The organism is Bradyrhizobium sp. Mp27 (genome assembly GCF_029953005.1).
Lineage (GTDB): Bacteria > Pseudomonadota > Alphaproteobacteria > Rhizobiales > Xanthobacteraceae > Bradyrhizobium > Bradyrhizobium barranii.
This window is the reverse complement of the sequence record NZ_JASAUS010000036.1, coordinates 19,424-43,772: the sequence shown is the minus strand read 5'-3', so window position 1 is coordinate 43,772 and position 24,349 is coordinate 19,424. Positions and strand designations below refer to the sequence as shown.

General features: G+C 64.0%; 29 protein-coding genes. 10 read left to right on the top strand and 19 right to left on the bottom strand.

What is annotated here, in order from left to right:
• Positions 1-65: 65 nt before the first annotated feature.
• The 4 genes from QJT78_RS19790 to QJT78_RS19775 all read right to left on the bottom strand — a co-directional run bounded on the left by QJT78_RS19790 (position 66) and on the right by QJT78_RS19775 (position 4,088).
• Entirely contained in the window at positions 66-1,640 is a 1,575-nt protein-coding gene (locus tag QJT78_RS19790; RefSeq protein WP_038944386.1) for an alkaline phosphatase D family protein, read from the bottom strand.
• 118 nt (positions 1,641-1,758) lie between these two features.
• Complete coding sequence (locus tag QJT78_RS19785) at positions 1,759-2,178, bottom strand: hypothetical protein (RefSeq protein WP_038944385.1); 420 nt, start codon at positions 2,176-2,178, stop codon at positions 1,759-1,761.
• Positions 2,179-2,286: 108 nt separating this feature from the next.
• Positions 2,287-3,288, bottom strand: coding sequence for a nitronate monooxygenase family protein (locus QJT78_RS19780; RefSeq protein ID WP_028148227.1), 1,002 nt, complete (start codon positions 3,286-3,288; stop codon positions 2,287-2,289).
• Between the two features lie 62 nt (positions 3,289-3,350).
• Positions 3,351-4,088, bottom strand: coding sequence for an SDR family oxidoreductase (locus QJT78_RS19775; RefSeq protein ID WP_028148228.1), 738 nt, complete (start codon positions 4,086-4,088; stop codon positions 3,351-3,353).
• Positions 4,089-4,253: 165 nt separating this feature from the next.
• Here QJT78_RS19775 and QJT78_RS19770 point away from each other — a divergent pair, with 165 nt between their 5' ends.
• Positions 4,254-4,718, top strand: a complete 465-nt coding sequence (locus QJT78_RS19770) for a helix-turn-helix domain-containing protein (protein WP_014497248.1) — start codon at positions 4,254-4,256, stop codon at positions 4,716-4,718.
• A 188-nt stretch (positions 4,719-4,906) separates the two neighbouring features.
• On the opposite strand, the gene QJT78_RS19765 is transcribed toward QJT78_RS19770, so the two are convergent.
• The 3 genes from QJT78_RS19765 to QJT78_RS19755 form a co-directional block, all read right to left on the bottom strand.
• Positions 4,907-5,065, bottom strand: coding sequence for a hypothetical protein (locus QJT78_RS19765; RefSeq protein ID WP_193375973.1), 159 nt, complete (start codon positions 5,063-5,065; stop codon positions 4,907-4,909).
• Positions 5,066-5,088: 23 nt separating this feature from the next.
• On the bottom strand, positions 5,089-5,463 hold the full coding sequence (locus tag QJT78_RS19760; protein ID WP_038944384.1) for a PRC-barrel domain-containing protein: 375 nt from the start codon (positions 5,461-5,463) through the stop codon (positions 5,089-5,091).
• Between the two features lie 108 nt (positions 5,464-5,571).
• On the bottom strand, positions 5,572-5,763 hold the full coding sequence (locus tag QJT78_RS19755) for a hypothetical protein (protein ID WP_080586719.1): 192 nt from the start codon (positions 5,761-5,763) through the stop codon (positions 5,572-5,574).
• Between the two features lie 319 nt (positions 5,764-6,082).
• Between QJT78_RS19755 and QJT78_RS19750 the strand changes: the two genes are divergently transcribed.
• The gene (locus QJT78_RS19750; RefSeq protein WP_028148230.1) at positions 6,083-6,343 is read left to right on the top strand and encodes a hypothetical protein; all 261 of its coding nucleotides are present in this window, start codon (positions 6,083-6,085) and stop codon (positions 6,341-6,343) included.
• A gap of 136 nt (positions 6,344-6,479) precedes the next feature.
• Here the strand turns inward: QJT78_RS19750 and QJT78_RS19745 are convergent, their stop codons facing one another.
• From QJT78_RS19745 to QJT78_RS19735, 3 genes are all read right to left on the bottom strand, one after another.
• Positions 6,480-6,686: a hypothetical protein gene (locus tag QJT78_RS19745; RefSeq protein WP_028148231.1), complete on the bottom strand. Its 207-nt coding sequence runs from the start codon at positions 6,684-6,686 to the stop codon at positions 6,480-6,482.
• Positions 6,687-6,767: 81 nt separating this feature from the next.
• A complete protein-coding gene (locus tag QJT78_RS19740) occupies positions 6,768-6,899 on the bottom strand; it encodes a hypothetical protein (protein ID WP_256376429.1) in 132 nt (43 codons plus the stop codon).
• Positions 6,900-7,016: 117 nt separating this feature from the next.
• Complete coding sequence (locus QJT78_RS19735) at positions 7,017-7,211, bottom strand: hypothetical protein (protein ID WP_028148232.1); 195 nt, start codon at positions 7,209-7,211, stop codon at positions 7,017-7,019.
• Between the two features lie 95 nt (positions 7,212-7,306).
• Between QJT78_RS19735 and QJT78_RS19730 the strand changes: the two genes are divergently transcribed.
• The 3 genes from QJT78_RS19730 (at position 7,307) to QJT78_RS19720 (ending at position 16,067) form a co-directional block, all read left to right on the top strand.
• The gene (locus QJT78_RS19730) at positions 7,307-7,819 is read left to right on the top strand and encodes a DUF4142 domain-containing protein (protein ID WP_028148233.1); all 513 of its coding nucleotides are present in this window, start codon (positions 7,307-7,309) and stop codon (positions 7,817-7,819) included.
• A gap of 449 nt (positions 7,820-8,268) precedes the next feature.
• A complete protein-coding gene (locus QJT78_RS19725; RefSeq protein ID WP_038953366.1) occupies positions 8,269-14,562 on the top strand; it encodes a HAMP domain-containing protein in 6,294 nt (2,097 codons plus the stop codon).
• 14 nt (positions 14,563-14,576) lie between these two features.
• The gene (locus tag QJT78_RS19720; RefSeq protein ID WP_028148235.1) at positions 14,577-16,067 is read left to right on the top strand and encodes an HWE histidine kinase domain-containing protein; all 1,491 of its coding nucleotides are present in this window, start codon (positions 14,577-14,579) and stop codon (positions 16,065-16,067) included.
• Positions 16,068-16,155: 88 nt separating this feature from the next.
• Here the strand turns inward: QJT78_RS19720 and QJT78_RS19715 are convergent, their stop codons facing one another.
• Positions 16,156-16,461 (bottom strand): hypothetical protein, encoded by a 306-nt coding sequence (locus tag QJT78_RS19715; RefSeq protein ID WP_240537689.1) that lies wholly within the window; start codon positions 16,459-16,461, stop codon positions 16,156-16,158.
• A gap of 56 nt (positions 16,462-16,517) precedes the next feature.
• Here QJT78_RS19715 and QJT78_RS19710 point away from each other — a divergent pair, with 56 nt between their 5' ends.
• On the top strand, positions 16,518-16,775 hold the full coding sequence (locus QJT78_RS19710; RefSeq protein WP_028148237.1) for a hypothetical protein: 258 nt from the start codon (positions 16,518-16,520) through the stop codon (positions 16,773-16,775).
• Positions 16,776-16,871: 96 nt separating this feature from the next.
• The gene (locus tag QJT78_RS19705) at positions 16,872-17,117 is read left to right on the top strand and encodes a hypothetical protein (protein ID WP_028148238.1); all 246 of its coding nucleotides are present in this window, start codon (positions 16,872-16,874) and stop codon (positions 17,115-17,117) included.
• A 98-nt stretch (positions 17,118-17,215) separates the two neighbouring features.
• Here the strand turns inward: QJT78_RS19705 and QJT78_RS19700 are convergent, their stop codons facing one another.
• Both QJT78_RS19700 and QJT78_RS19695 read right to left on the bottom strand, forming a co-directional pair.
• Positions 17,216-17,401, bottom strand: a complete 186-nt coding sequence (locus tag QJT78_RS19700; RefSeq protein WP_014497260.1) for a hypothetical protein — start codon at positions 17,399-17,401, stop codon at positions 17,216-17,218.
• A gap of 18 nt (positions 17,402-17,419) precedes the next feature.
• Entirely contained in the window at positions 17,420-17,641 is a 222-nt protein-coding gene (locus tag QJT78_RS19695) for a hypothetical protein (RefSeq protein WP_038944461.1), read from the bottom strand.
• 115 nt (positions 17,642-17,756) lie between these two features.
• Here QJT78_RS19695 and QJT78_RS19690 point away from each other — a divergent pair, with 115 nt between their 5' ends.
• Together QJT78_RS19690 and QJT78_RS19685 are read left to right on the top strand one after the other, a co-directional pair.
• Entirely contained in the window at positions 17,757-17,951 is a 195-nt protein-coding gene (locus QJT78_RS19690) for a DUF3072 domain-containing protein (RefSeq protein ID WP_028148240.1), read from the top strand.
• A gap of 71 nt (positions 17,952-18,022) precedes the next feature.
• On the top strand, positions 18,023-18,310 hold the full coding sequence (locus tag QJT78_RS19685; RefSeq protein ID WP_038944460.1) for a DUF6496 domain-containing protein: 288 nt from the start codon (positions 18,023-18,025) through the stop codon (positions 18,308-18,310).
• Positions 18,311-18,322: 12 nt separating this feature from the next.
• Here the strand turns inward: QJT78_RS19685 and QJT78_RS19680 are convergent, their stop codons facing one another.
• The gene (locus tag QJT78_RS19680; RefSeq protein ID WP_028148242.1) at positions 18,323-18,685 is read right to left on the bottom strand and encodes a hypothetical protein; all 363 of its coding nucleotides are present in this window, start codon (positions 18,683-18,685) and stop codon (positions 18,323-18,325) included.
• Between the two features lie 271 nt (positions 18,686-18,956).
• Complete coding sequence (locus QJT78_RS19675) at positions 18,957-20,492, bottom strand: Do family serine endopeptidase (RefSeq protein ID WP_028148243.1); 1,536 nt, start codon at positions 20,490-20,492, stop codon at positions 18,957-18,959.
• Positions 20,493-20,686: 194 nt separating this feature from the next.
• Here QJT78_RS19675 and QJT78_RS19670 point away from each other — a divergent pair, with 194 nt between their 5' ends.
• Positions 20,687-21,523 carry a universal stress protein gene (locus tag QJT78_RS19670; RefSeq protein ID WP_028148244.1) on the top strand — a complete coding sequence of 279 codons (837 nt, stop codon included), beginning with the start codon at positions 20,687-20,689 and terminating at the stop codon, positions 21,521-21,523.
• Positions 21,524-21,554: 31 nt separating this feature from the next.
• Here the strand turns inward: QJT78_RS19670 and QJT78_RS19665 are convergent, their stop codons facing one another.
• The 4 genes from QJT78_RS19665 to QJT78_RS19650 form a co-directional block, all read right to left on the bottom strand.
• Positions 21,555-21,767, bottom strand: a complete 213-nt coding sequence (locus QJT78_RS19665) for a hypothetical protein (RefSeq protein WP_028148245.1) — start codon at positions 21,765-21,767, stop codon at positions 21,555-21,557.
• A gap of 395 nt (positions 21,768-22,162) precedes the next feature.
• A complete protein-coding gene (gene rpe, locus QJT78_RS19660; protein ID WP_028148246.1) occupies positions 22,163-22,900 on the bottom strand; it encodes a ribulose-phosphate 3-epimerase in 738 nt (245 codons plus the stop codon).
• Positions 22,897-23,832 carry a CbbX protein gene (cbbX, locus tag QJT78_RS19655; protein WP_028148247.1) on the bottom strand — a complete coding sequence of 312 codons (936 nt, stop codon included), beginning with the start codon at positions 23,830-23,832 and terminating at the stop codon, positions 22,897-22,899. Before cbbX ends, rpe begins: the two co-directional genes overlap by 4 nt.
• A gap of 98 nt (positions 23,833-23,930) precedes the next feature.
• Positions 23,931-24,338: a ribulose bisphosphate carboxylase small subunit gene (locus QJT78_RS19650; RefSeq protein ID WP_028148248.1), complete on the bottom strand. Its 408-nt coding sequence runs from the start codon at positions 24,336-24,338 to the stop codon at positions 23,931-23,933.
• Positions 24,339-24,349 lie beyond the last annotated feature (11 nt).

Below are 24,349 nucleotides of genomic sequence, written 5' to 3'. Positions count from 1 at the left end.
GGCCGAGCAGCAAGGCGTGGATGGCCGGGTCAAGCCCGGCCATGACGACGGAGAGAGTTGCCCACTCACGAATGCTGCGCGACCACGGCCGGGCGCGCCTGCGGCTGCGGCACGATGTCGACCGACCAGAGATCGCGATTGTCGACGTCTTTCAAGGTCACGGTCATCACGCCGCTCGCACCGTCGATATCGACCCTGCCGAAGAACTGCAGGCCGAAGCACGGCGCGAGGTTCTCCCCCTGCGCCTCACTGCAGCCGTTCTGATACATCGCGACGGGCCCAAACGTATTGTCGAGCTCGCCCGGACCCCAGGTGCCGGCATGCAGCGGGCCGGAGACGAACTCCCAGAACGGCTCGAAATCCTGGAATTGCGCCTTGTTCGGATCGTAATAATGCGCGGCGGTGTAGTGCATGTCGGCGGTGAGCCAGACGATGTTGCGCACGCCCGCGCGCTTGATGGAGCTGAGGAGATCGGCGATTTCGTGCTCACGCCGATCGGGCGCTCCATTGCCGAGCGCGACGGCATCGAGACTGACGAGGCCGATCGGCAGGTCAGCCGCGATCACCTTCCAGGTCGCACGCGACGCGGCGAGCTCGCGCTTCAGCCAGGCGAGCTGCGCGGCACCGAGAATCCAGCCGCGATGGTCCTCGCCCTTATTCCAGCTGTCGTCACGGTAGCTGCGCATATCGATCATGAGGACGTCGAGCAGCGGACCGTAAGCGATCTTGCGATAGACCCGGCCCTGTCGCGTGCCGACGTCGCGGATCGGCATGAAATCGAAGAAGGCACGGCGGGCGCGCGCGACCAGGCGCGGGGTGCCGTCGTCTTCATAGCCGGCGTCGTCGTAGCTGCCGGTCGGCGACCAGTCGTTGGTGACCTCGTGGTCGTCCCACTGTGCGAACATCGGCACCTCCGCATGGAAGGCGCGAAAATGCTCGTCGAGATGGTTGTATTTGTAGTTGCCGCGGAATTGCGCCAGCGTGTGCGCGGCCTCGGCTTTCTCCTCGGTCACCAGGTTGCGCCAGGTCTCGCCGTTCGGCAGCTTCTGCTCGGAGGGAATCGTGCAGTCGGCGTAGATGTGATCGCCGGAGTGGATGAAGAAGTCCGGGCGATTCTCGAGCATGGTGCGATAGCTGCGATAGCCACCGCGCGAGATGTCGATGCCCCAGCCCTGCCCCGCGACGTCGCCTGACCACACGAACGAGATCGATTGCCCTGCGGCCGGCGCTGTACGGAAATGGCCGACGCGGCTTTCGCCGGCAATGCCGGTGGCAATGTCGTCGAAACGCACGCGATAGAAGATGTCCTGCCCGGACGGCAGATCGTTCAGCAGCAGTTTTGCGGTGAAGTCGGCATCGGGCAGCGCGTCGCGTGAGGCTGACGCCATGATCGTCTTGAAACCCTCGACGGTCGCGCATTCCACCTGCATCCGCGCGGGCCGGTCGGCGCGCGCCCAGATCACGGCGGAGCCATCCGAGACATCGCCGGACTGAATGCCACCCGCGATTTGCGGACGATCGGCGGCGCGGCTGATGGATGGCTTTGCGAGTGTGCCGAGCGCGGCAACGGCGAGGCTTGAAGTCGAGCGGACCAGGAACTGCCGCCGGGTCCATGCGCGCGAGGCGCGGAGCGTTGCCATTCAGGAAACCTTCGTCGAATCGCGACGGAAGGTGCCTGCGCCGTTTGACTCCTATCCTGACGGTTTCTTGACTCCGGGCCTACGGTTTTGCGACGCCCGGATGACGCGACAGACCCGGCTAGCGCTTCCAGCTGCAAATGCCGCCAGTGCGGCACGGCCAGGTCTGGATGCGGGTGTCCATCGCCTGCGCGTCCAGCGGATTGCCGCGACGATGTGCAAGCTTGGTGCGCGCTGCGCCGCGTGGCTGGGCGCTCCTGGCATGAACAGCCTTCGGCTCGGCCACGTGCACGCGCTCGGCGGCAACTTTCTTCGGCACGTCCATCGGCTCGGCGCGCGCCTGCGCCTCGTTGCCACCCTTCGCCTCCAACGCGACCGGGGCGAACTGCGTCTCGGGCCCGAGCCGCTTCGGCGACAGCACCGCCTTGGAGAGATCGAGACCGAGATATTCGTCAGGCTTGTAGTCGTCAGCGCGCGCAATGCCGCCCCACGCGAGCACGAGGGCAACGGCAACTGCAAAAGGAACGCTCCTCAGGACCACGGACGCCTCCTGAAATTGCTTATTTCAAGGGTAATTTACCCCTATTTAGGAGGCGTCACGCGCAATTCCAGCGGCCAAGTGCCGCCGTGGTTAAGAAGTTTGGAGGTGTCAGGCGACCTTTCGTGCTGCACCCGTCCCGTCCAGGAACCCCATCAGGCGGCTGCGGATGATCTGTTCCGCCTCATCCATGATCCGATCCACGAGTTCCTTGCAGGTGGGGATATCATGGATCAGCCCTGCGACCATGCCGCAGCTCCAGGCGCCCGCGTCCATTTGGCCGTCCAGCATGATCTTCGGATAGACGCCCGCGACCTGGTCGTGGATATCGTCGATGCTCAGCTTGGCGCCCTTCTCGCGCTCGATCTCGAGCAGACGATCGACGTTGGCGTTCTTCAGCACGCGCTCGGTGTTGCGCAGAGCGCGCATGATCAGGCGGGTGTCGAGCTCGGTGGCCGCAACAAGCGCGTTCTTCACGTTCTGATGCACCGGTGCTTCCCTGGTGGCGATGAAGCGCGTGCCCATGTTCATGCCCGCCGCACCCAGCGACAGCGCCGCGACGAGGCTGCGCCCGTCGGCCATGCCGCCGGAGGCCACGAACGGGATCTTCAATTCCTCCGCCGCACGCGGCAGCAGGATCATGTTGGGAATGTCGTCCTCGCCGGGATGGCCACCGCACTCAAAGCCGTCGACGCTGACGGCGTCGCAGCCGATGCGCTCGGCCTTCAGGGAATGGCGCACGGACGTGCATTTGTGGATCACCTTTATGCCGGCGGCCTTCAGCGCAGGCATGTATTGCTCCGGGCTGCGTCCCGCCGTCTCCACCACCTTGATGCCGCCTTCGACGATGGCCGCGATGTACTCCGGATAAGGCGGCGCCGAGAAGGTCGGCAGGAAGGTGAGATTCACGCCGAACGGCTTGTCCGTCATGTCGCGGCAGCGCGCGATTTCCTTCGCGAGCAATTCCGGCGTCTTCTGCGTGAGGCCCGTGATGATGCCGAGCCCGCCGGCATTGGAGACGGCAGCGGCGAGTTCGGCAAAGCCGACGAAATGCATGCCGCCCTGGATGATCGGGTGCTCGATGCCGAACAGTTCGGTGATCGCAGTCTTCACGTAGGGGCCTCCCGGATTTCAGTTTGTATTGGGATCAGTCTAGCCGCAGTCTTGCTCCACGGTCACCATTTCTCTCCGAAGGGACGGATCTCCATCTCGAAGGTCCAGGCGCTCTTCGGCTGCTGATAGAGCTGCCAATAGGCATCCGCGACGGATGACGGCGGCATCAGAAGATCGGGATTGTCGAGCGCGTTCGCCCCGAGCGCTTCGAGCCGGCGCTGCCGCACCCACTCGGTGTCGACGCCGGAATCGATGATGAGATGGGCGACGTGGATGTTCTTCGGCCCGAGTTCGCGCGCCATCGCCTGCGCCACCGCGCGCAGTCCGAATTTTGCGCTGGCAAAGGCGGCAAAGCCGCTGCCGCCGCGCAAGCTCGCTGTCGCGCCGGTGAAGAAGATGTTGCCGCCACCACGTGGCAGCATCAGCCGTGCCGCTTCCCGGCCGGCGAGGAAGCCGGAATAGCAGGCCATCTCCCACACCTTCCGGAACACGCGCTCGGTGGTGTCGAGGATCGGGAAGTTGACGTTGGCGCCGACATTGAAGATGCAGACTTCGAGCGGCGCGTGCTGGTCGGCGTCATTGAGGAAGGAGATGACCTCCTCCTCCTTGCGTGCATCGAGCGAGCGCGCGTGAATCTCGCCGCCGGCGGCCTCGATGTCCTTCACCAGCGGCGCCAGCTTGTCGCCATTGCGGCGGCCGGCGAAGACCGTGAAACCTTCCGCGGAAAATTTCTTGGCGATCTCGGAGCCGATGAAATCGCCGGCCCCGATCACGGCGGCTGTCGCGTTTCGCTTGGACAAGGTCACCTCCTCCGATGAGAACGGCATGTGATTGGGCCAGAGGCTATAGTTCTAAAATAGAACTGTCAAACTACAGGGGTGAATGATATCCTTCAGTAGAAATAGCGCTGATCATTCAAGTCAGTTCCTTTTTCTGACTTACTACCCTTTGCCGGAGATCGCGACATGAAGTGGGACACGCTGGATGAAGAGCCCTGCTCGCTCTCCCGCACCGTCGCCGTGGTCGGCGACCGCTGGACGCTGCTGATCCTGCGCGAATGTTTCTTACGCGTGCGCCGGTTCGAGGCGTTTCAGTCCTCGCTCCAGATCACGCGGCACCTGCTCTCGGAGCGTCTGAAGAAGCTGGTGCGGTTCGGCATCTTGCGCCGCGTCCCCTATTCCGAGGCACCCAAGCGCTACGAATACATCCTGACGCAGAAGGGCCTCGATCTCTACCCGATCATCATGGCGATGGTGCATTGGGGCGATACCCACATGGGCGACGAGCGCGGCCGCCCGCTGCTGCACCAGCACAAGACTTGCGGCAAGGAGTTCGACCCCGTGATGGTCTGTTCGGAATGCGGTGAGCCGCTGCATGCGAAACAGGTGCATGTGCATGCGGGGCCGGGGCGGAAGGAGGCGGTGGGGTAGAGTGGCACCAAGCAAACGGTGTCGTGCCTCGGCTTGACCGGAGCATCCAGTACACCGCGGCTTCTCCGCATCCCTCAACCGCATCTGGAATACCGGATCGCTCGCCCCAGCGCGCAACTGCGCACAAGGCCGGCGATGACAGCGCGGGCACCGCTCCCTCAATGCCCCCGTTGTCGGCGCACTTTTGCTCAGTGCGTCTTGGTCTCTTGCCACGTCTCGAGGTCAGGCTTTGTCTCGCCCGACTTCTGCTCCTTCTCCGGATTGCCCTTCCAGGGCTTGTCCGCCTGGGCGTGCGATCCCCAGTCATTCTGACGCCGGGGATCGTCGGTGGGTCGTTCCTTGCTCATCGGATCTCGCTTTCCATGGGAGCCTACGCGAAGGGAACGCCGTAATACGAGTTGATGCCGCGGACTGCCGCATCATCACCCCAGTTCCAGTCGCTGCGTTCGCCGTATTTCGGCGCGTCTTCCAGCGTCTTGGCGGTAATCCCGGTGACATAGCCGCCGAGCTCCGTATCGTATTTCAGCGACTGCCAGGGCAGCGGATAGTGGTCGTTGCCGAGGCCCAGGAAACCGCCGAAGCCGAGCACGGCGTAGGAGACCTTGCCGCTGACTTTGTCGATCATCACGCGTTCAATCGAACCGATCTTGTTGCGATCGGCGCCGTAGACCGATGTTCCCTCGACCTTGTCGCTGCCGATCAACCTGCCCATCTCGCTGCGGTCCAACTCGCCTTGTTTCAGCATTCCAATTCTCCACTCGGCCAACGTGTGAACCAACCGGGTCGGCGAGCGAACGTTCCGGCGCATGTTCCGGTGGTCGCGTCAGACACGGAGCACGGACGCCAGGGGCGATCAGCGAGCGGCCGCGGCCTCCGGTAGCATCAGGAAATCATGCATCGCGGCAGCGGTCTGAAGCTGATCGATGCGCGCCATAACAGAATCGCGCTGCTGTCCATCCGGCAAGCCCGACAGTTCCTGCTCGAGCCGCAGCTGCTCTGCCTTGAGACGTTGTTCGAGCGTGTGGGGCTCAGATCGTCTTCGCATCTTCCGTCCTCGGTGGTTGCAGCCCCGAGCTGTTGGCCCAGCGCTCGACTTGCTCGATGACCTTCTGGTGACTCGGACGCACTGGTTTGGGCGGCTCGGGCTCTCCGGAAAGCTTGCGGGGTAACCTGACTTCCTCCGTCATGGCCTGTTCTCCCTCTCTTCCGAAAGAATGCGCCACCGCCAGAGTTGTTTCAATAATAACTAATTGATTTTACTGATTATTTTTACTCATCTGGCGATTTTTCCGACTCTTGTGGAACTCGCGCCAAACTCGTTCGTTGAGCAAACTACTCAACTTACTCACTTTGCGTGATCGACCATGAATGACCTTCGCGCCGAGCGCCTCCAGGTCATGCTCTCGCCGGAAGAGCTGGCCGCCGTTGACGATTTTCGATTCAAGCACCGGATGCCGACACGCGCTGCGGCGGTCCGCGAACTCCTCAAGTTCGGGCTCGCAGCCGCGGGCATCGAGACGAGCATCGACCCGTCGGCAGGCATCAAATCAAGCGAGTTTGGTGTCTTTGGTCGCGGCCCCGAAGGACACGCGCCCGCGAAGCCCGAGGGCGACACCGAGGATTGAGGCTCCCCCAAGCAAAAACGACCCCGGCACAGTGGGTGCCAGGGCCGTCCTTGGAGATTGCTTCCGGCGCACCGGGGGCATGACAGCCGGAAGCAATCGGTCGACTCGTCGCGAAGGGATTCGTTCCCCGCGAGAACTAGCCGGTCGGCGCGTCGCCGGAATCGTCCGGCATCACGCCGGAGCCCGGTGTCTTGGTGTTGTCGTTGAGCTTGGGATCGCGCGTCGCTTCGCGCGACGGCGAGCCCTTCGAATCCGTCTTGTGCACGGCTTGCGCGCGTTGCTTGTCGCGCGGTTGATCTTCCGCCCGCTTGTCCTTGACGATGCCGTGGTCGGAATGCGCCATGATGTCCTCTCGCTTCTCCAGATGTCCTGAAGCGCTTACGCGCCGGCACAACGAATGTTCCAGCGCGCGAGGCCCGCAGCGCTAACTATGCGTGGCGTGGATCGCCGCCGATGCATTCTCCAGATGCACCTGCCGCACCGTCGTCACTGTCGCGAACGCGACCGAGACGCCAAAGGCGAGAATGAGCGAAAGAAGAGCCAGACGTGGAGCCATCGCAAAACCTCCTTCTGGAATCAAAATCAACGCGATCGACAGTTCGTGGATGATCCTGGATTGGTTGCTTGCATTCCGTGAGCAGTCTCACATGCAGATTCACAAAGATGAGAGCGCTCACGCATCCTGCGTTCGAAGGACGCGGACCTTTACGGGCGGGATTTCACCGTCCAGCCAGTCCTGCTCGTTCGCCAATGCCGTCCAGGCATCCGCCATACGCAAATAGCGCTTGTGGGCAGGCTGCCCTTCCGCGCGCTCGGCGAGCTGAAGGCAGTTCTCGGCGTTATCCCTGAAGATGTCAGACTGTTTCATACGGAAGATGTGGGAACGGAACTCCCGCTCCGCAATCGCCCTTACCGGATCGTAACGCCGGGGGAACTTCGCACGCCATCGGTCATTGGAGATGCATGAGGATTCTTGTCGCGATCATCCTGGCTCTCGTCAGCACCTCGGCGTTCGCCGACAATATGGGTGAGCGAACGGCCGGCGACCGCGTGCCGACCGCAACCGATGTCATCACCGGCCTCTACACCTTCAGCCGTTTCCAGCAGGGCCTGCTGGAAAGCACCGACCTGAAAGGCAATGCGGAGGTGAAAAATCTCGCGGCCCTGCGCGCCGAAGAGGCGGGCAAGCGCGACAAGACCCTGAAGCAAATTCAGGACGCGATCGGTGCGGAGCCGCACGCCAGCAAGACGACGTCGGTGAGCGCAAGCCTCGTCGAGCCCGAAAACGCGGATGGACCAATTTACGTCAGAAGCTTCTATGCCGCGCAAATCCCCGAATATGACTCCGCCATCAGCCTGCTCGAGCGCTATCTGAAAGCGCCCGACAATCCTGCGCTCGCCGCCTTCGCCCGCGAGCAATTGCCGATGCTGCGCACGCAGGTGAAAGATGCGGAGCGCACCATGGCGGACAAATAGCAGCCCTATTTGTCGTCCGGATGATGCAGCTGGCTCTCCGGCCGCATCGTACGGTTACTCTCGGGGCCCGCATCGCCGTTGTCGTCCCTGCCGCCCGACGTCGAGGTGCCGCTGCCGCTGGGGTTCGATCTGGTCGCAGTCCCCGTGGCCTGCGAATCAGCGTGTGGCGTGGCGGACCTTGCGCCGGGGTCGCCGGTCACAGCCCCGCCCCCTGGGCGCGCCAACCCCCTCTCCTAGGATGGCTGGGAGTTCTGGTGCCGCGGCCGGCCGGCTTTTTCTGAACGGGATGGAACCATCGTCACTCCTCACCGTTATTTTGGCCGGGCTGAGCATGGCAGGTTCCAATTCCAAGCGCCGCAACGTTGGCGCTTGATTTCGAATTTGGCTGACGCTCTATTTTGACAACTGCGTCACGCTTTGGATTCGGCCGACGCCGCGGGGGAATCAGTATGAGCGACCTCGATCCCGGAACTGCATCACGCTCCGGTCGTCGCGTTCCAAAGCCAAAAACCAATGGTATGTCGGACCCGGATTCACGGCCGGAATTGCTGCTCGCCTTGCAGGCCATGCGCAGCGGCGATTTTTCGGTGCGGATGAGCGGGGACTATCTCGGCATCGACGGCAAGATCGCCGACACTTTTAATGAAATCATCGCCGCCAACCAGCGCATGGCGCAGCAGCTCGAGCTGGTCGGTCAGGTCGTGGGGCGCGAGGGCAAGACCCGCCAGCGCGTGAAGTTCGGCCTCGCCAGCGGCTCCTGGGCCGACATGGAAGGCTCCGTCAACACGCTGATCGACGACCTCCTGTGGCCGACGCGCGAAGTGACGCGCGCAGTCGCCGCGGTGGCGCAAGGCGACCTGCTCCAGACCGTCAAGCTGGACGTCGATGGCCGCCCGCTGCGCGGCGAATTCCTGCAGTCGGCGACCATCGTCAACACCATGATCAAGCAGCTCGGCGTGTTCACCTCCGAGGTGACGCGCGTGGCGCGCGAGGTCGGCACCGAAGGCAAGCTCGGCGGCCAGGCCCAGGTGCCTGAGGTGACCGGCGTCTGGAAGGATCTGACCGAGAGCGTCAACTCGATGGCGAACAACCTGACCAACCAGGTTCGCAACATCGCCGAGGTCACGATCGCGGTCGCCAACGGCGACTTGTCCAAGAAGATCACCGTCGACGTCCGTGGCGAGATCCTTCAGCTCAAGGAAGCTATCAACACGATGGTGGACCAGCTGCGCTCCTTCGCCTCCGAGGTGACGCGCGTGGCGCGCGAGGTCGGCACCGACGGCAAGCTCGGCGGCCAGGCGATCGTGCCCGGCGTCGCCGGCACCTGGAAGGACCTGACCGACTCCGTGAACGCGATGTGCGGCAACCTCACCGCCCAGGTCCGCAACATCGCCAACGTGACCACCGCCGTGGCGCGCGGCGACCTGTCGCGCAAGATCACGGTGGACGTCCGCGGCGAGATCCTGGAGCTGAAGGACACCATCAACACCATGGTGGACCAGCTCAACTCCTTCGCCTCGGAAGTGACGCGCGTGGCGCGCGAGGTCGGCACCGAGGGCAAGCTCGGCGGCCAGGCCCAGGTGCCAGGTGTGGCCGGCACCTGGAAGGACCTCACCGACAACGTCAACTTCATGGCGTCGAACCTGACCGCGCAGGTCCGCAACATCGCCGACGTCGCGACCGCCATCGCCGGCGGCGACTTGTCGAAGAAGATCACGGTGACCGTCTCGGGCGAGATCCTTCAGCTGAAGGAAACGCTCAATACCATGGTGGACCAGCTCAATGCGTTTGCCGGCGAAGTCACGCGCGTCGCGCGCGAGGTCGGCACCGAGGGGCGGCTCGGCGGTCAAGCCAACGTGCTCGGCGTCGCCGGCACCTGGAAGGACCTCACCGAGAGCGTCAACTCGATGGCGTCGAACCTGACCGCACAGGTCCGCAACATCGCCGAGGTGACGACGGCGGTCGCGGGCGGCGATCTGTCGAAGAAGATCACCGTGGACGTGCGCGGCGAAATCCTGGAGCTGAAAGACACCATCAACACCATGGTGGACCAGCTCAACGCCTTCGCCGGCGAAGTCACCCGCGTCGCGCGCGAGGTCGGCACCGAAGGCAAGCTCGGCGGCCAGGCCCAAGTGCGCGGCGTCGCCGGTACCTGGAAGGACTTGACGGACTCGGTCAACTCGATGGCCTCGAACCTGACCGGTCAGGTCCGTAACATCGCCGAGGTCGCGACCGCCGTTGCGAAGGGCGACTTGTCGAAGAAGATCACCGTGAACGTGTCGGGCGAAATCCTTCAGCTGAAGGAAACGCTCAACACCATGGTGGACCAGCTCAACGCGTTCGCTGGCGAAGTCACGCGCGTGGCGCGCGAGGTCGGCACCGAAGGCAAGCTCGGCGGCCAGGCCCAGGTGACGGGCGTCGCCGGCACCTGGAAGGACCTGACCGACAACGTCAACTCGATGGCAGGCAATCTCACCGCCCAGGTCCGCAACATCGCCGAGGTCGCAACCGCCATCGCCGGCGGCGACCTGTCGCGCAAGATCACGGTGGACGTCCGCGGCGAGATCCTTCAGCTCAAGGACACGCTGAACACGATGGTCGACCAGCTCAACCGCTTCGCGGGCGAGGTGACGCGCGTGGCGCGCGAGGTCGGCACCGAAGGCCGGCTCGGCGGTCAGGCCAACGTGCCCGGCGTCGCCGGCACCTGGAAGGACCTCACCGACAGCGTCAACTCGATGGCGGGCAACCTGACCGCACAGGTCCGCAACATCGCCGAAGTGACCACCGCCGTGGCGCGCGGCGACTTGTCGCGCAAGATCACCGTGGACGTGAAGGGCGAAATCCTCGAGCTGAAGAACACCATCAACACCATGGTGGACCAGCTCAACGGCTTTGCCGGCGAAGTGACGCGCGTGGCGCGCGAGGTCGGTACCGAGGGTAAGCTCGGCGGTCAGGCCGAAGTGCCCGGCGTTGCCGGCACCTGGAAGGACCTCACCGACAACGTCAACTTCATGGCCTCCAACCTGACGGCCCAGGTCCGCAACATCGCCGAGGTCGCGACCGCGATCGCCGGCGGCGACCTGTCGAAGAAGATCACGGTGGACGTGCGCGGCGAGATCCTGCTGCTCAAGGACACCCTGAACACGATGGTGGAGCAGCTGCGCTCCTTCGCGGCCGAAGTGACGCGCGTTGCGCGCGAGGTCGGCACCGAGGGCCGGCTCGGCGGTCAGGCCGTCGTGCCGGGCGTCGGCGGCACCTGGAAGGATCTCACCGACAACGTCAATTTGCTGGCCGCGAACCTCACGACGCAGGTCCGCAACATCGCCGAAGTCACCACCGCCGTCGCGCGCGGCGACTTGTCCCGCAAGATCACCGTGGACGTGAAGGGCGAAATCCTCGAGCTGAAGAACACCATCAACACCATGGTGGACCAGCTCAACGCGTTTGCCGGCGAAGTCACCCGCGTCGCGCGTGAAGTCGGAACCGAAGGCGAGCTCGGCGGCCAGGCCCAGGTGCCCGGTGTGGCCGGCACCTGGAAGGACCTCACCGACACCGTCAACTTCATGGCGGCGAACCTGACCGAGCAGGTCCGCGGCATCGTCAAGGTGGTGACCGCAGTTGCGAACGGTGATTTGAAACAAAATCTCACCGTGAAATCCAAGGGCGAGGTCGCGGCGCTCGCCGACACCATCAACAACATGACCGAGACGCTCGCGACCTTCGCCGATCAGGTGACGTCGGTGGCGCGCGAGGTCGGCGTCGAGGGACGGCTCGGCGGCCAGGCCGACGTGCCCGGTGCCGCCGGCACCTGGAAAGATCTCACCGGCAACGTCAACCTGCTCGCAGCCAATCTCACCTCGCAGGTGCGCGCGATCGCGGAAGTCGCGACCGCCGTGACCAAGGGCGACCTGACGCGGTCGATCCAGGTCGACGCCCGCGGCGAAGTCGCCGAGCTGAAAGACAACATCAACACGATGATCACGAACCTCCGTCTCACCACGGACGTGAACACCGAGCAGGACTGGCTGAAGACCAACCTCGCCAAATTCACCAACATGCTCCAGGGTCAGCGCGATCTCACCACCGTCGGCCGGCTGCTGCTGACCGAATTGTCGCCCCTCGTGAACGCCCATACCGGCGTGATCTACCAGGTCGAGAACGAGGAAAGTCCGCGGCTCCTGCTGCTCGCCTCCTATGCCGGCGACGGCGTCTATCCCTATCAGCGCGTGCTCCCGCTCGGCGACGGCCTGATCGGCCAATGCGCCCTCGACAGACGGCCGCGCGTCATCGCCGACATTCCACCCGACGTGGTGCCGATCAACTCGGCGCTGTTCCGCGTTGCGCCAAAGAACCTCGTCGTGCTGCCGGTGCTGTTCGAAGGCCAGGTCAAGGCAGTGATCGAGCTCGCCTCGCTGACCTCGTTCACGACCTCGCAGATGACGTTCCTCGAGCAGCTTACCGACTCCATCGGCATCGTGCTCAACTCGATCGAGGCGACGATGCAGACCGAAGGCCTGCTCAAGCAGTCGCAGCAGCTAGCCGGTGAGCTTCAGACCCAGCAGCGCGAATTGCAGCAGACCAACGACCAGCTCGAGCAGAAGGCGCAGCAGCTCGCCGAGCGCAACGTCGAGGTCGAGCGCAAGAACCAGGAAATCGAGCAGGCCCGCCGCGCACTGGAGGAAAAGGCGACCGAGCTCGCGCTGACCTCGAAGTACAAGTCCGAATTCCTCGCCAATATGAGCCACGAGCTGCGCACACCGCTGAACTCGATCCTGATCCTGGGACAGCAGCTCACCGACAATCCGGATGGCAACCTCTCGGCCAAGCAGGTCGAGTTCGCTCGCACCATCCATGGCGCCGGCACCGACCTGCTCAACCTCATCAGCGACATCCTGGATCTCTCCAAGATCGAATCCGGCACGGTGACGGTCGACGCCGAGGAGATTCTGACCGCAAACCTGCTCGAGACCGTCGGGCGGCCGTTCCGGCACGAGGCGGAAAACCGCAACCTGTCGTTCAAGATCGACGTCGACCCGAACCTTGCGCGCAGCATCGTCACCGACTCCAAGCGCCTGCAGCAGGTCCTCAAGAACCTGCTTTCCAACGCCTTCAAGTTCACCGCCGAAGGCGAGGTGCGCCTGAAGGTCGTCGCCGCGGTCGGCGGCTGGGGCACGGATCATCCGGTGCTGAACTCCGCGCCGGCGGTGATCGCGTTCGAGGTGACGGACACCGGCATCGGCATTCCCCTGGAGAAGCAGAAGCTGATCTTCGAGGCGTTCCAGCAGGCGGACGCCGGCACCAGCCGCAAATACGGCGGCACCGGCCTCGGGCTTGCGATCAGCCGCGAGCTCGCGAGCCTGCTCGGCGGCGAGATCCATCTGCGCAGCGCGCCCGGCAAGGGCTCGTCCTTCACACTCTATCTGCCGCTAAAGTATTCCGGCCCGACGCTCGCGCCGCGTGCGCCCGCGCCGCCGCAGTACAGTCAGCCACCGGCGTTGCAAGCCGCCGCACCCGAACAGCAGCGCGTCATCGAGCAGATTGCCGACGACAGGCTCGATCTCGAGCCCGGCGATACCATCCTGCTCATCGTCGAGGACGATCCGCATTATGCCCGCGTGCTGGTCGATCTCGCCCGCGACAAGGGCTTCAAGGTTCTGGTCGCCGCGCGCGGCGCGGAGGCGCTGGAGCTTGCGAAGCAGTACCAGCCGCGGGCCGTTTCGCTCGACGTATTCCTGCCCGATATGCTGGGCTGGACGGTGCTGAGCCAGCTCAAGCACAATCCGCTGACGCGCCACATCCCCGTGCAGATCATCACGCTCGACGAGGATCGGCAGCATGCGCTGGCCCGCGGCGCCTTCTCCTTCGTCAACAAGCCGACCACGACCGAGGGCGTCTCAGCCGCGCTGACGCAGATCAAGGAATATGCGCGGCCGCGGCGCAAGCGGCTCCTGATCGTCGAGGACAACGAGGCCGAGCAGCTCTCGATCCGCGAGCTGCTGCATCACGACGACATCGAGATCGTGACGACGGATACCGGCGCCGGCGCGCTCTTGACGCTGCGCGAGGCGCCCTGCGATTGCGTGGTGCTCGACCTGCGGCTGCCCGACATGAGCGGCTTCGAGGTGCTGGACCAGATCCGCGACGACGAGAGCCTGTCGAACGTTCCGGTGGTGGTCTTCACCGGCCGCGAGCTCTCGGCGGAGGAAGATGCGGAACTCCACACCATGGCGCGCAGCATCGTGGTCAAGGGCGTGGAATCGCCGGAGCGCCTGCTCGACGAGACCGCCTTGTTCCTGCATCGCGTGATCACGGAACTGCCGGTCGAGAAGCAGCGCATGCTGGAGAAGCTAAACAGTTCCGACGAAGACCTGATCGGCAAGACCGCCCTGCTCGTCGACGACGACGCCCGCAACATCTTCGCGCTGTCGAGCGTCTTGGAACGGCGGGGCATGAAGGTGCTGACGGCCACGACCGGCCGCGAGGCGGTGACGCTGGTCGAATCCAATCCGGAGATCGCCATCGTGCTGATGGACATCATGATGCCGCAGATGGATGGCTATCAGACCATCGGCGTCATTCGCGAAAATCCGGCCTTCGCCCGCCTTCCGATCATCGCGCTGACAGCCAAGGCGATGAAGGGCGACCGTGAGAAATGCCTGGAAGCCGGTGCGTCCGACTACCTCGCCAAACCCGTCAACACCGATCAATTGCTGCTTGCAATCCGCATGTGGCTGCACCGCTGAGTTTGGATCCGCGAATGGACCACGAAAAGGTCAACATCCTCCTCGTCGACGACCAGCCGGCCAAGCTGCTCGCCTACGAGGTGATCCTGAAGGACCTCGGTGAGAACCTCGTGATCGCATCATCGGGCCGCGAGGCGCTGGAGGTGCTGCTCAAGACCGAGATCGCGGTGATCCTGGTCGACGTCTGCATGCCCGAGCTCGACGGCTTCGAGCTCGCCGCGATGATCCGGGAGCATCCGCGCTTCCAGAAGACCGCGATGATCTTCATCTCGGCTATCCAGGTGAGCGACATCGACCGCTTGCGCGGCTACGAGATGGGCGCGGTCGATTACGTGCCGGTGCCGGTGGTACCGGAGGTGCTGCGCGCCAAGATCAAGGTGTTTGCCGAGCTCTACCGCAAGACACGCGAGCTCGAACGGCTGAACCAGGAGCTCGAGGACCGCGTTCGCGCACGCACGGCCGAGCTGGAGAATTCCACCGCAAAGCTGCGCGAGAGCGAAGAGCGGCGCAGCATGGCGATCGCCGCCGGCAAGATGGGATCCTGGGACTGGGATTGGGTCAACGGCGACTGGATGTGGGACGAAGGCCAGTACCGCATCTTCGGCGTGACGCCGGAGACCTTCAATGTCACCTCGGCCAATATCCAGGCGCTGCTGCACCCTGATGACGTCGACCAGTTCAGCCAGGCGATTGCCGCGTTCAATACCGGCGCGCACGCCTATGAAGGCGAGTTTCGCGTCAGCCGGCCCGATGGCGAGGTGCGCTGGTGCGTCGGCACGGCAGCCGCGACGGTGGACCAGGGCGGCCGCGTGGTGCGCGTGAGCGGCGTCACCGTGGACATCACCGAACGCAAACGCGCGGAAGAGAGACAAAACCTGCTGGCCCGCGAGGTGGATCATCGCGCCAAGAACGCGCTGGCGCTGGCGCAATCGATCGTGCGCCTCACCCGCGCCGACGAGGTCAAGGATTACGTCAACGCCGTCGAGGGGCGCATCAACGCGCTGGCGCGCGTGCACACGATCCTGTCGCTGTCGAGCTGGCAGGGCGCCGAACTCTCGAGGCTGATCGACGAGGAGCTCGCGCCCTACTCGCTCGGCGGCCAGATCAAGCTGGCTGGTCCGGAAGTTCAGCTGGCGCCGGCGACAGCGCAGACGCTGGCGTTGGCGCTGCACGAGCTCTTCACCAACTCGGCGAAATATGGCGCGCTCTCGACGCGGTCGGGGCGGCTCGCGATCGGCTGGCAGGTCGAGGACGACCACCTCACACTGACCTGGGACGAAACCGGCGGTCCGCTGGTGAGGACGCCGAAATCCCGTGGCTTCGGCACGCGGAGCCTGCTTGCCAGCGTGGAATCGCAACTCGGTGGACAGGCGGAGTTCAACTGGCGTGCCGAAGGCCTGTTGTGCCGCCTCGAGGTGCCGCTGACGCGGAAGACCGTAGCGCCCTCGGCCGCGAGCAAGTTCGACGCGGCGCCGTCCGAACCCCTTCAGCGGGCCTCAGGCTAGAGCGTTTGCGAGCGACGTGGGCTCCGGTTCGCGCGGAAAGACAAGAATCTGAAGCTTCGGCCCTGATTCACTCAGAACCGATCATGCTCTAGCGTGTCGCGGCGACCCTCATGCGCTGCATCGCCTGCGGTTCGTCAGCGACACGTCCTTCCAGCCAGGCTTCCGTTTGCGAAAGCTCGCGCAGCGCCCGCGCGTAACGGCGGGCTGCGCTCCGCTCGGCACCGCGCGGCAGCTTGCGCGCCTTGCGCAGCATGTCCGCGGCCGCGTTGCGATAGGCCAGCGAGCGATAGAGAAAGACGACCTTACCCATATCGAATGTTCCCGTGTTGATGGCGTTCATCCTCGCAAGACCGCCATGAACGTCGGATGAAGCGGGGAATGACAAAATCGTCATGACAATGGAACCCGCAATCGTCGCGCGCGTTTTATGCCACACCGCGAGGCGGTTCCATGCGCGGGAAAAAGTCGCCGAGCCTCATCTCTACGACCGGCGTCATCAAGCTGATGACGCATGCGATGATGGGCGCAGCCCTCGGCCTTGTCTTCGGTCTCGCCCTCGTCCTGTTCAATCCGGCGGTCGCAAATCTGCTGAGCCACGGCGGACATTCCGCCGCGATGGTCTTCATCATCACGCTGGTGACGACGTTCGCGATCGGCGCGACGCTCACGGGCCTCGTGTTCATCCTCGCCGAGGACAAGGAATTTTGAAGCGCGCGTGACACGCACCGGGCGCTTTCGTTCGGAACTCCTGCGGCAAATGACGGTTGGCTGCCTGCGTCAATTTAACTCAGGGAGTTCCCGCGCATGAAAACCACCAAGCTCGCTCTCACCGTGATGTTGGCAACCGGCCTCGCCGCCGCTCCGTTCGCCGCGCAGGCCAAGTCGCACAAGGCCAAGCAAGGATCCTCGATGTCGTCGTCGCAGACCACGGGTGCCAACACCAAGTCCTCCAAGGGCGCTGATCCCTCGGGTCAAGGTGGTTCTGGCCCCGGCTCCGACCAAGGCGGCACCATGACGAACAACAAGGGTGGCATGAGCAACACCAAGTGAGCTCCGGCCGACCATCAAAGGCCTCGCGGTGACGCGGGGCCTTTCGCTTTGGAGCTGGAGCCTGGAGCTGGATTGGGAATCCTTCCAGCGTCACATCGCTAAAGCGGCCGTCCCGCAGCATTCGCCTTCACGAGATGCTCGAGCTGTGCACGTTTGCGTGCGATCAGGAGCTGCGCTGCAGCATCATCGAGACCCTCGCGCTGCAATTGCCGGATGGCGGAGCCGAGTTCGAGAATTTCGGCGCGCAGTTTTAGAATCCGGTACGTGTCCGGGTCTTCCTCCACCGCACGCTCCCAAAATTCTCAGCGGCGCGCGATCACGCGCAGCGGATGACCGGATGTCGTTACAGGACGAAGGCGGACCCGCTCGCGGACGTCAGGCAAGACATCGCCGCCACCGGCCGCCTTCCACTCGCCGATCAGCAGGTTGATTTTCCGGCGCAGATCCATCTGCGCCAGGGCCTTTTCTGTGCAGTCACGGTCGCGATCGACGAGGTCGCGCACAGACACCTCGATGTCGGCCATTTCGAGCCTCAAGGCACTGATTTTGCGTCGAATTTCATTAATTCTGTTGTCCATGGCTTGTTAGAACAAAATAAGAACATATAGTCAAGTCACGATTTGAGAACGGAGAGGCCAGATGCAGGTTCAAGGTAAATACGACGCCAGGGTTTTCCTCACGGAGCAGATGACGCGAGCGCAGGGGCTGAGGCTGAAGCGTCTGAGCGAGGAGGCCTATCAGCCCACTCAATACGATCGGGCTCTGTCCTCGACTGAGGCTGCGCGCCGCATTCGGGCGCTGGAAGACGAGATCGAGTTGGCGAACTCCTTCTGAGGAGCGCGGCCAGCGCAGTTGGAACGTTGGGTCAGTGATGCGGTTCTTTCCCCGGCCAAGGGAGAGAGTCGATGGCACGCAAGGCAAAGAAACGCCGCTACTCACGCAGCGCCAGCAGTGATGTCGAGCGCGAGATGCGCCGTTATAAGAAGGGCACCGCGAAAAGCGGCCCCGGCGGTCGTGGCGCACGCGTGAAGAGTCGCAAGCAGGCGATCGCAATCGGCCTGTCGGAAGCGCGCGCGAAGGGCAAGAAGGTCCCGAAGAAGGCGTCGAAGCGGAAAGCGTCCAAGAAGAAGACAGCCAAGAAGACGGCCAGGAAGACGAAGAAGACCTCGAAGCGCAAATCCAGCAAGCGGTAACGCCGACCCGCGTCAGATCATGCTGCCCGGCATGAAGCAGCGGATCGAAATCCCGAACGCAGTCTTCACCGGCCACACCATGGTGTGGCCAGCCCGGTTTGGCTCGGTGATGACGGCCTCATCAGGCACGTCCACCCACTGCCCGTCGAGCCGCACGCGATAGTGCCCATCGTGCGATTCCCAATCGGGGTCGGATACAGCAAAGCCATCTGCATCCGAGCAGCAGGGCCCGAGATGGCTGCGCAAGCTGTCGAACCAGGGTTTCAGCGGCGAGTTGGCGTAGCGGCCATCGTCGCGCCCCAGGGCGCTTCCGGTCGTCAGGACAAGCGGCGCCACGAGCAGCGCACACCTCAGCGAGAGCTTCAATCGATCCATGTCGGCACCGATCAAATGCGAACTACCGGTTCCACAAGAAGGCCGGGCGTTCGAAGTTCCACTCCTGCAATTCGCTCGGGCGTCTTCATTGACGCCAAAGCCCAACACGTGATTCCGAACTGTGACGAGCGAACGCGGCTTTTTCGGACGAACCCGTCATCAACGCTGCCGTTAACGAGAATGTTATCGGCACTTGTGGGAATCTTCCAGACGCGCACGAAAAAGGCGGCCCGCAGGCCGCCTTTTGAGTTTGCCGCTGGAAGCGCGAGGCTTAGGCCAGCGGGACCGCGACGAACCGCGTCGCTTCCTGGCTCTTCACCTGCAACAGCACGCTGTTCTTGCCGGATGACTTGGCCTGCGCCAGCTCGGAGCGGACGTCACCGACATTGGCAACGGCCTTGCCGCCGACATTGAGAATGACGTCGCCGGTCTGGATGCCGCGCTGCGCGGCGGGTCCCTGCGGATCGACCTCGGTCACGACGACGCCCTTCTGGCCCGCGCCCTGGACGTCGCCGGCCGGCGCCAGGCTGAGACCGAGGCGCGGCGTGCCGGTGTTCGACTGCGCCTTGCCCTCGCCGGCCTTGGCCTGCCGCTCGTTCGGCAACTCGCCGAGGGCGAGTGTCACCGTCTTGCTCGCGCCTTTGTGGAAGACGTCGAGCTTCACGGAGGTACCCGGCGCCAGGGTGGCAATGGTGCGGGCGAGATCGCGAGAGTCCTTGATCGCGGTACCGTTGACGGCGGTGATGACGTCGCCCGCCTCGATGCCGGCCTTCGCCGCAGGGCTGCCGTCCTGCGGATTGTCCACGATCGCGCCGCGCGCCTCCTTGAGGCCGAGGCTGTCGGCGATCTCGGCGCTCACCGGCTGCACCTGCACACCGAGCCAGCCGCGGGTGACCGAGCCCTTGTCCTTCAGCTGCGCGATGACGAGCTTCGCGGTCGAAGCCGGAATGTCGAAGCCGATACCGACCGAACCGCCGGAGGGTGAGAAGATCGCGGTATTCACGCCGATCACATTGCCGTTCATGTCGAAGGCCGGACCGCCGGAATTGCCCTTGTTGATCGGCGCGTCGATCTGGATGAAGTCGTCATAGGGACCGTTGCCGATGTCGCGACCGTTGGCCGAGACGATGCCGGCGGTCACGGTGCCGCCGAGGCCGAAGGGATTGCCGACCGCGACCACCCAGTCACCGATGCGCGGCTTCTGGTCGGAGAATTTGACGAACGGGAAGTCCTTTTTGCCATCGACCTTGATCAGCGCGAGATCGGTCTTCGGATCGGTGCCGACCACCTTCGCGGTGTAGCTCGTGCCGTCATCCATGGTCACCTGCACCGACTCGGCGTGATCGACGACGTGGTTGTTGGTCACGGCATAGCCGTCGCCGGAGATGAAGAAGCCGGAACCTTCGCCCGTGATCATCTGATGGCGCTGGCGCGGCATGCCGTTCATGCCACCCGGGCCGCGGAAGCCGAACTGCCGCGAAAACTGGTCGAACGGCGAATCCTCGTCCGAATCCATCGGGTTCTGTTGCAGCATCGCGCTCTTGTCATTGTCCTGGTCGATCTTGACCCGCACCGAGATGACGGCGGGTTTGACCTTGCTGACGAGATCGCCGAAGCCCGGCGGGGTCGTGGCGGCTTCCGCCGCGTGGGCCAGCCCGATGAAGGAGTTCAGACCGAACTGCGAAGAGGCGGGAGAGGCAGCGAGCACGGCCACGCCAAGCGCGGCCACGGTGCCCAGCAGCGCAAGCCGGCGCGGCCTCAAGATCTTGCGGGACGTGGTGGTGTCGGAATTGACGTGATCGTTCATGTCGAAATGTCCATGTTGGGTAAGTCGCCTTGCACCCAACATGGACATCGTCACCTTACGGCGTCCCGTCCGTCCGATTAAATCTTGGCAAAGGTGCCGCGAAAATCAGGGCTGCACATTTGACGCAGCTCAACACAGGCCACGTGCGCCGTGATAGACTGCGGCCACTGGATGATGTCCATCGGAGGCACGCCATGTACAAAGACATTCTCGTCCACATCCCGACCGAGCGCCCGATGCACGCGGTGATCGACGGCTCGATCTCGCTCGCGGCGAGACTCAATGCACACGTCGACGCGATCGCCGTCGGGTACGTCGCGAGCAGCACTGCCTACGTCCTGGATGGCGGTGCCGCCGTAGCGGCGGTGTTCGAGATGGAGCGCGAGCGCGCGGTGGAGCGCGCCGAGGCCGCGTTGGCGATATTTCGGAGCGAAGCCACGAACGCCGGCATCTCCTGCACCTGCCACCCGCTCGGCGCAATCCCGGCGGATGCAGCCGGCTCGCTCGGCGAGATGGCGCGGCTCCACGATCTCAGCATCGTGCTGCAGCCAGATCCGGCGCAAGGCTCATTCGACAATGATATGCCCGGCGAGATCCTGTTCCAGGCGGGCGGACCAGTACTGTTCCTGCCCTACACCTTTCGTGGGTCAGTCAGGGCGAACCGGATCGGCATCTGCTGGGATGGCAGCCGCCTCGCCGCCCGCGCGATGCGCGACGCCGCTCCCTTGCTGGCCCGCGCCGAGGAGATCGTGATCATCACGATCAACGAAGCCGACGCGGTTCCCGACGAGGTCTCGGCAAGCCATCTGGCAAGACACCTCGGCCGGCGCGGATTGTCGACCCGCACGGTCAGCCTGTCAGCGGCGCGCGCCGACATCCAGCCGACCATCCTGTCGCTGGCCGCCGACGAGAGCCTCGATCTCCTGGTCATGGGCGGCTACGGCCACTCGCGGCTACAGGAACGCTTCCTCGGCGGCGTCACCCGCGCCATGCTGGAGGCCATGACGGTCCCGACGCTGATGTCGCATTGATCGAGAGATGATCCGCAACGGACCGACGCCCTCACGCCGCAGCGGGGGTCTCAAATGGCGCGGTGGCGATGGCGTCGTCCTCGGGTTGCGCATTGCACGCGTCGAAGTGTGCCTTCAGCGCAATCTCGGCGAGATACTCGAAATGTTCGGCTTGGCCAAGGAGTTGCCAGTTCTGGAGCGGCCGATAGGCCGCCTGCTGACGACAGAGAGACGCCAGCGCCCGGTAGCGACGTACGTTCTCCATGAGACCCTCCCTCGCATTCACTGAGCTTATTGCCCTGATTTACGTCAGGCCGATGGCGGTTATGCAAAACATTTACTGCGTGCGAAGCGTCCCGCGCAAGCTGGGTTAACGTCTGGGAAACGCGCAGGCGCCCATTGGTTCCTATCGGAAGGACTCCACGTGGAACTCATTGGCTAGGCGTAGTGCTGGCGCGCGACGGAGATGCCGATCAGGTCAAGATACCGTTCGATCGATTCCGGCCGCTCGATGGGATAGAATTTCATTTCTGCGCAGACCTCTCGCGCGAGGAAGGCCCGCTGCGCTGTGCGGCATGCCCTGTAGAACCCCCGGACGGAAGTGGCACGCCATGGCACAACCAGCGCGACGCCGGCTCTGCCACGACTGTATGCCGTATTCTACCGGGTGAGCGCGGTCTCGCCGGCCCGGATCGTCTGCGCCGAACCATGTTGCAGCTTCGGAACCCTGCCGGCCTCCGCAGCAGCGCGGATGGCGGCGATGTTGCCCGCATAATCGGCGCTGCTCTTGCCGCGGAACACGGCCGATCCTGCCACGAGGGTGTCGGCGCCCGCGGCAGCCACGGCGGCGGCATTGTCGCGCGTGATGCCGCCATCGACCTCGAGCCGGATCGGCCGGTCGCCGATCATGCTTCGAATGCGCCTGATCTTCTCGATCTGGGAGTCGAGGAAGGACTGGCCGCCGAAGCCGGGATTGACCGTCATCACCAGCACGACGTCGAGACGATCAAGCACGTATTCGATCGCAGCTTCCGGCGTAGCCGGACACAGGCTGACACCAGCCTTCTTGCCGAGCGCGCGGATGGCCTGGAGCGAGCGGTCCAGATGCGGGCCGGCTTCGGCATGGACCGTGATGACGTCGGCGCCGGCCCTTGCGAACGCCTCCAGATAGGGATCAACAGGCGCGATCATTAGATGCACGTCAAAGATCTTCGCCGTCGCCGGCCGGATCGCCTTGATGACGTCGGCGCCGAAGCTGATGTTCGGCACGAAATGTCCGTCCATGACGTCGCAGTGGATCCAGTCGGCGCCGGCAGCATCAATAGCCCTGATCTCCTCGCCGAGGCGCACGAAATCTGCGGCCAGGATCGAAGGCGCGATGAGGATTTCTCCCGTCATGGCGTCGCACTCCTTTGCGCGTCCGCACCGCCGCTGAAAACGCGGCTCGCAAGGACATCCGTCGGATCGATCGTCTCGAGATCGGCGACATCGAGCATGCGGTTGAGATCGGACACCAGGCGATCGGCCTGCCGGAGGCGGATGCGGTCGACCGCATTGCGGATCGAGCGCGCATTGGAGAAGAACGGCTGGGTCCGGCGCAGTTCGATGTATTTTTCGAAGGCCCCGCGCGCCGCCGCCGAGAAGCGATAGCCGCGCTCCTTCAGCATCAGCTCGGCGATGACCAGCAGCTCGGCTTCGGCATAATCCGGAAATTCGATGTGATGGGCGATGCGCGAACGGAAGCCCGGGTTGGAGGCAAAGAAGCTCGTCATCCGCTCGCCATAGCCGGCGAGGATCACGACGAGGTCCTCGCGCTGGTTCTCCATCACCTGGAGCAGGATCTCGATCGCCTCCTGGCCGTAATCGCGCTCGTTGTCGGGCCGGTGCAGATAGTAGGCCTCGTCGATGAACAACACGCCGCCCATCGCCTTCTTCAAGATCTCCTTCGTCTTCGGCGCGGTATGGCCGATATACTGGCCAACGAGATCGTCGCGCGTCACCGAGATCACCTGCCCGCGCCGCACGAAACCGAGACCGTGCAGGATCTTGGCCATGCGCAGCGCCACCGTGGTCTTGCCCGTGCCGGGATTACCGGTGAACGACATGTGCAGCGTCGGTGGCGACGATGCCAGTCCCGCACGCTGGCGGATGCGCTCGATCAGCAGCAGTGACGCGATCTGGCGCACGCGGTTCTTGACCGGCCGGAGGCCGATCAGCTCCTGCTCGAGCTGTTGCAGCGTGTCGGTGATCCCGGCCGCCTCGGCCTCCTTGCGGAGATCGAAACTGGTCTCGCTCGTTTCAGCAGTCGTCGCATGAGGGACATCAAGCATCGGCACCTCGAAGAAAAGAGCTTCGCCGCGGGGGGAGCGGCGAAGCAGTGGTCCGCCAAGGAAACGGAGCAGGGAGTGCTCCGCGCGGGGAGGAGTGACTAGGTCGACGCGTGCGCGGCCGGCCGGCGCACGGTGGTGTAGCGGATCGCACGTCCGCCCACCTCCTGCCGCACCAGCTCGAACTCGGCTTCCTGCGGCGGACGGTTGACGAGGAACGAGATCCGCACCGATTCCCAGCCATGGCAGGAGTCGAATCCACTGATGCGGATGTAGCGGTCGCCGTAAACCCTGCGGCACTCGGCGAGCTCCATCATCACGCCGGCGGCGTCCTGGAGGTCGAACATCGGCAGGCCCCACATCTCCCAATAGGTGCTGCGGGGATGCGGATCGTCAGTGAACTCGATATTCACCGCCCAGCCATTGGTCAGGCAATACTGCACCTGCTTATAAATCTGGTCGTCGGTCAGATCAGGCAGGAACGAGAAGCAGCCTTGGGTCAGTTTCATGTCAAAACTCC

Coding starts and splice junctions, on each gene's coding strand:
- QJT78_RS19790 (WP_038944386.1), bottom strand. CDS start 1,640: ATGGCAACGCTCCGCGCCTCGCGCGCATGGACCCGGCGGCAGTTCCTG.
- QJT78_RS19770 (WP_014497248.1), top strand. CDS start 4,254: ATGAAGTGGGACACGCTGGATGAAGAGCCCTGCTCGCTCTCCCGCACC.
- QJT78_RS19765 (WP_193375973.1), bottom strand. CDS start 5,065: ATGAGCAAGGAACGACCCACCGACGATCCCCGGCGTCAGAATGACTGG.
- QJT78_RS19760 (WP_038944384.1), bottom strand. CDS start 5,463: ATGCTGAAACAAGGCGAGTTGGACCGCAGCGAGATGGGCAGGTTGATC.
- QJT78_RS19755 (WP_080586719.1), bottom strand. CDS start 5,763: ATGCGAAGACGATCTGAGCCCCACACGCTCGAACAACGTCTCAAGGCA.
- QJT78_RS19750 (WP_028148230.1), top strand. CDS start 6,083: ATGAATGACCTTCGCGCCGAGCGCCTCCAGGTCATGCTCTCGCCGGAA.
- QJT78_RS19745 (WP_028148231.1), bottom strand. CDS start 6,686: ATGGCGCATTCCGACCACGGCATCGTCAAGGACAAGCGGGCGGAAGAT.
- QJT78_RS19740 (WP_256376429.1), bottom strand. CDS start 6,899: ATGGCTCCACGTCTGGCTCTTCTTTCGCTCATTCTCGCCTTTGGCGTC.
- QJT78_RS19735 (WP_028148232.1), bottom strand. CDS start 7,211: ATGAAACAGTCTGACATCTTCAGGGATAACGCCGAGAACTGCCTTCAG.
- QJT78_RS19730 (WP_028148233.1), top strand. CDS start 7,307: ATGAGGATTCTTGTCGCGATCATCCTGGCTCTCGTCAGCACCTCGGCG.
- QJT78_RS19725 (WP_038953366.1), top strand. CDS start 8,269: ATGAGCGACCTCGATCCCGGAACTGCATCACGCTCCGGTCGTCGCGTT.
- QJT78_RS19720 (WP_028148235.1), top strand. CDS start 14,577: ATGGACCACGAAAAGGTCAACATCCTCCTCGTCGACGACCAGCCGGCC.
- QJT78_RS19715 (WP_240537689.1), bottom strand. CDS start 16,461: ATGACGATTTTGTCATTCCCCGCTTCATCCGACGTTCATGGCGGTCTT.
- QJT78_RS19710 (WP_028148237.1), top strand. CDS start 16,518: ATGCGCGGGAAAAAGTCGCCGAGCCTCATCTCTACGACCGGCGTCATC.
- QJT78_RS19705 (WP_028148238.1), top strand. CDS start 16,872: ATGAAAACCACCAAGCTCGCTCTCACCGTGATGTTGGCAACCGGCCTC.
- QJT78_RS19695 (WP_038944461.1), bottom strand. CDS start 17,641: ATGGCCGACATCGAGGTGTCTGTGCGCGACCTCGTCGATCGCGACCGT.
- QJT78_RS19690 (WP_028148240.1), top strand. CDS start 17,757: ATGCAGGTTCAAGGTAAATACGACGCCAGGGTTTTCCTCACGGAGCAG.
- QJT78_RS19685 (WP_038944460.1), top strand. CDS start 18,023: ATGGCACGCAAGGCAAAGAAACGCCGCTACTCACGCAGCGCCAGCAGT.
- QJT78_RS19680 (WP_028148242.1), bottom strand. CDS start 18,685: ATGGATCGATTGAAGCTCTCGCTGAGGTGTGCGCTGCTCGTGGCGCCG.
- QJT78_RS19675 (WP_028148243.1), bottom strand. CDS start 20,492: ATGAACGATCACGTCAATTCCGACACCACCACGTCCCGCAAGATCTTG.
- QJT78_RS19670 (WP_028148244.1), top strand. CDS start 20,687: ATGTACAAAGACATTCTCGTCCACATCCCGACCGAGCGCCCGATGCAC.
- QJT78_RS19665 (WP_028148245.1), bottom strand. CDS start 21,767: ATGGAGAACGTACGTCGCTACCGGGCGCTGGCGTCTCTCTGTCGTCAG.
- rpe (WP_028148246.1), bottom strand. CDS start 22,900: ATGACGGGAGAAATCCTCATCGCGCCTTCGATCCTGGCCGCAGATTTC.
- cbbX (WP_028148247.1), bottom strand. CDS start 23,832: ATGCTTGATGTCCCTCATGCGACGACTGCTGAAACGAGCGAGACCAGT.
- QJT78_RS19650 (WP_028148248.1), bottom strand. CDS start 24,338: ATGAAACTGACCCAAGGCTGCTTCTCGTTCCTGCCTGATCTGACCGAC.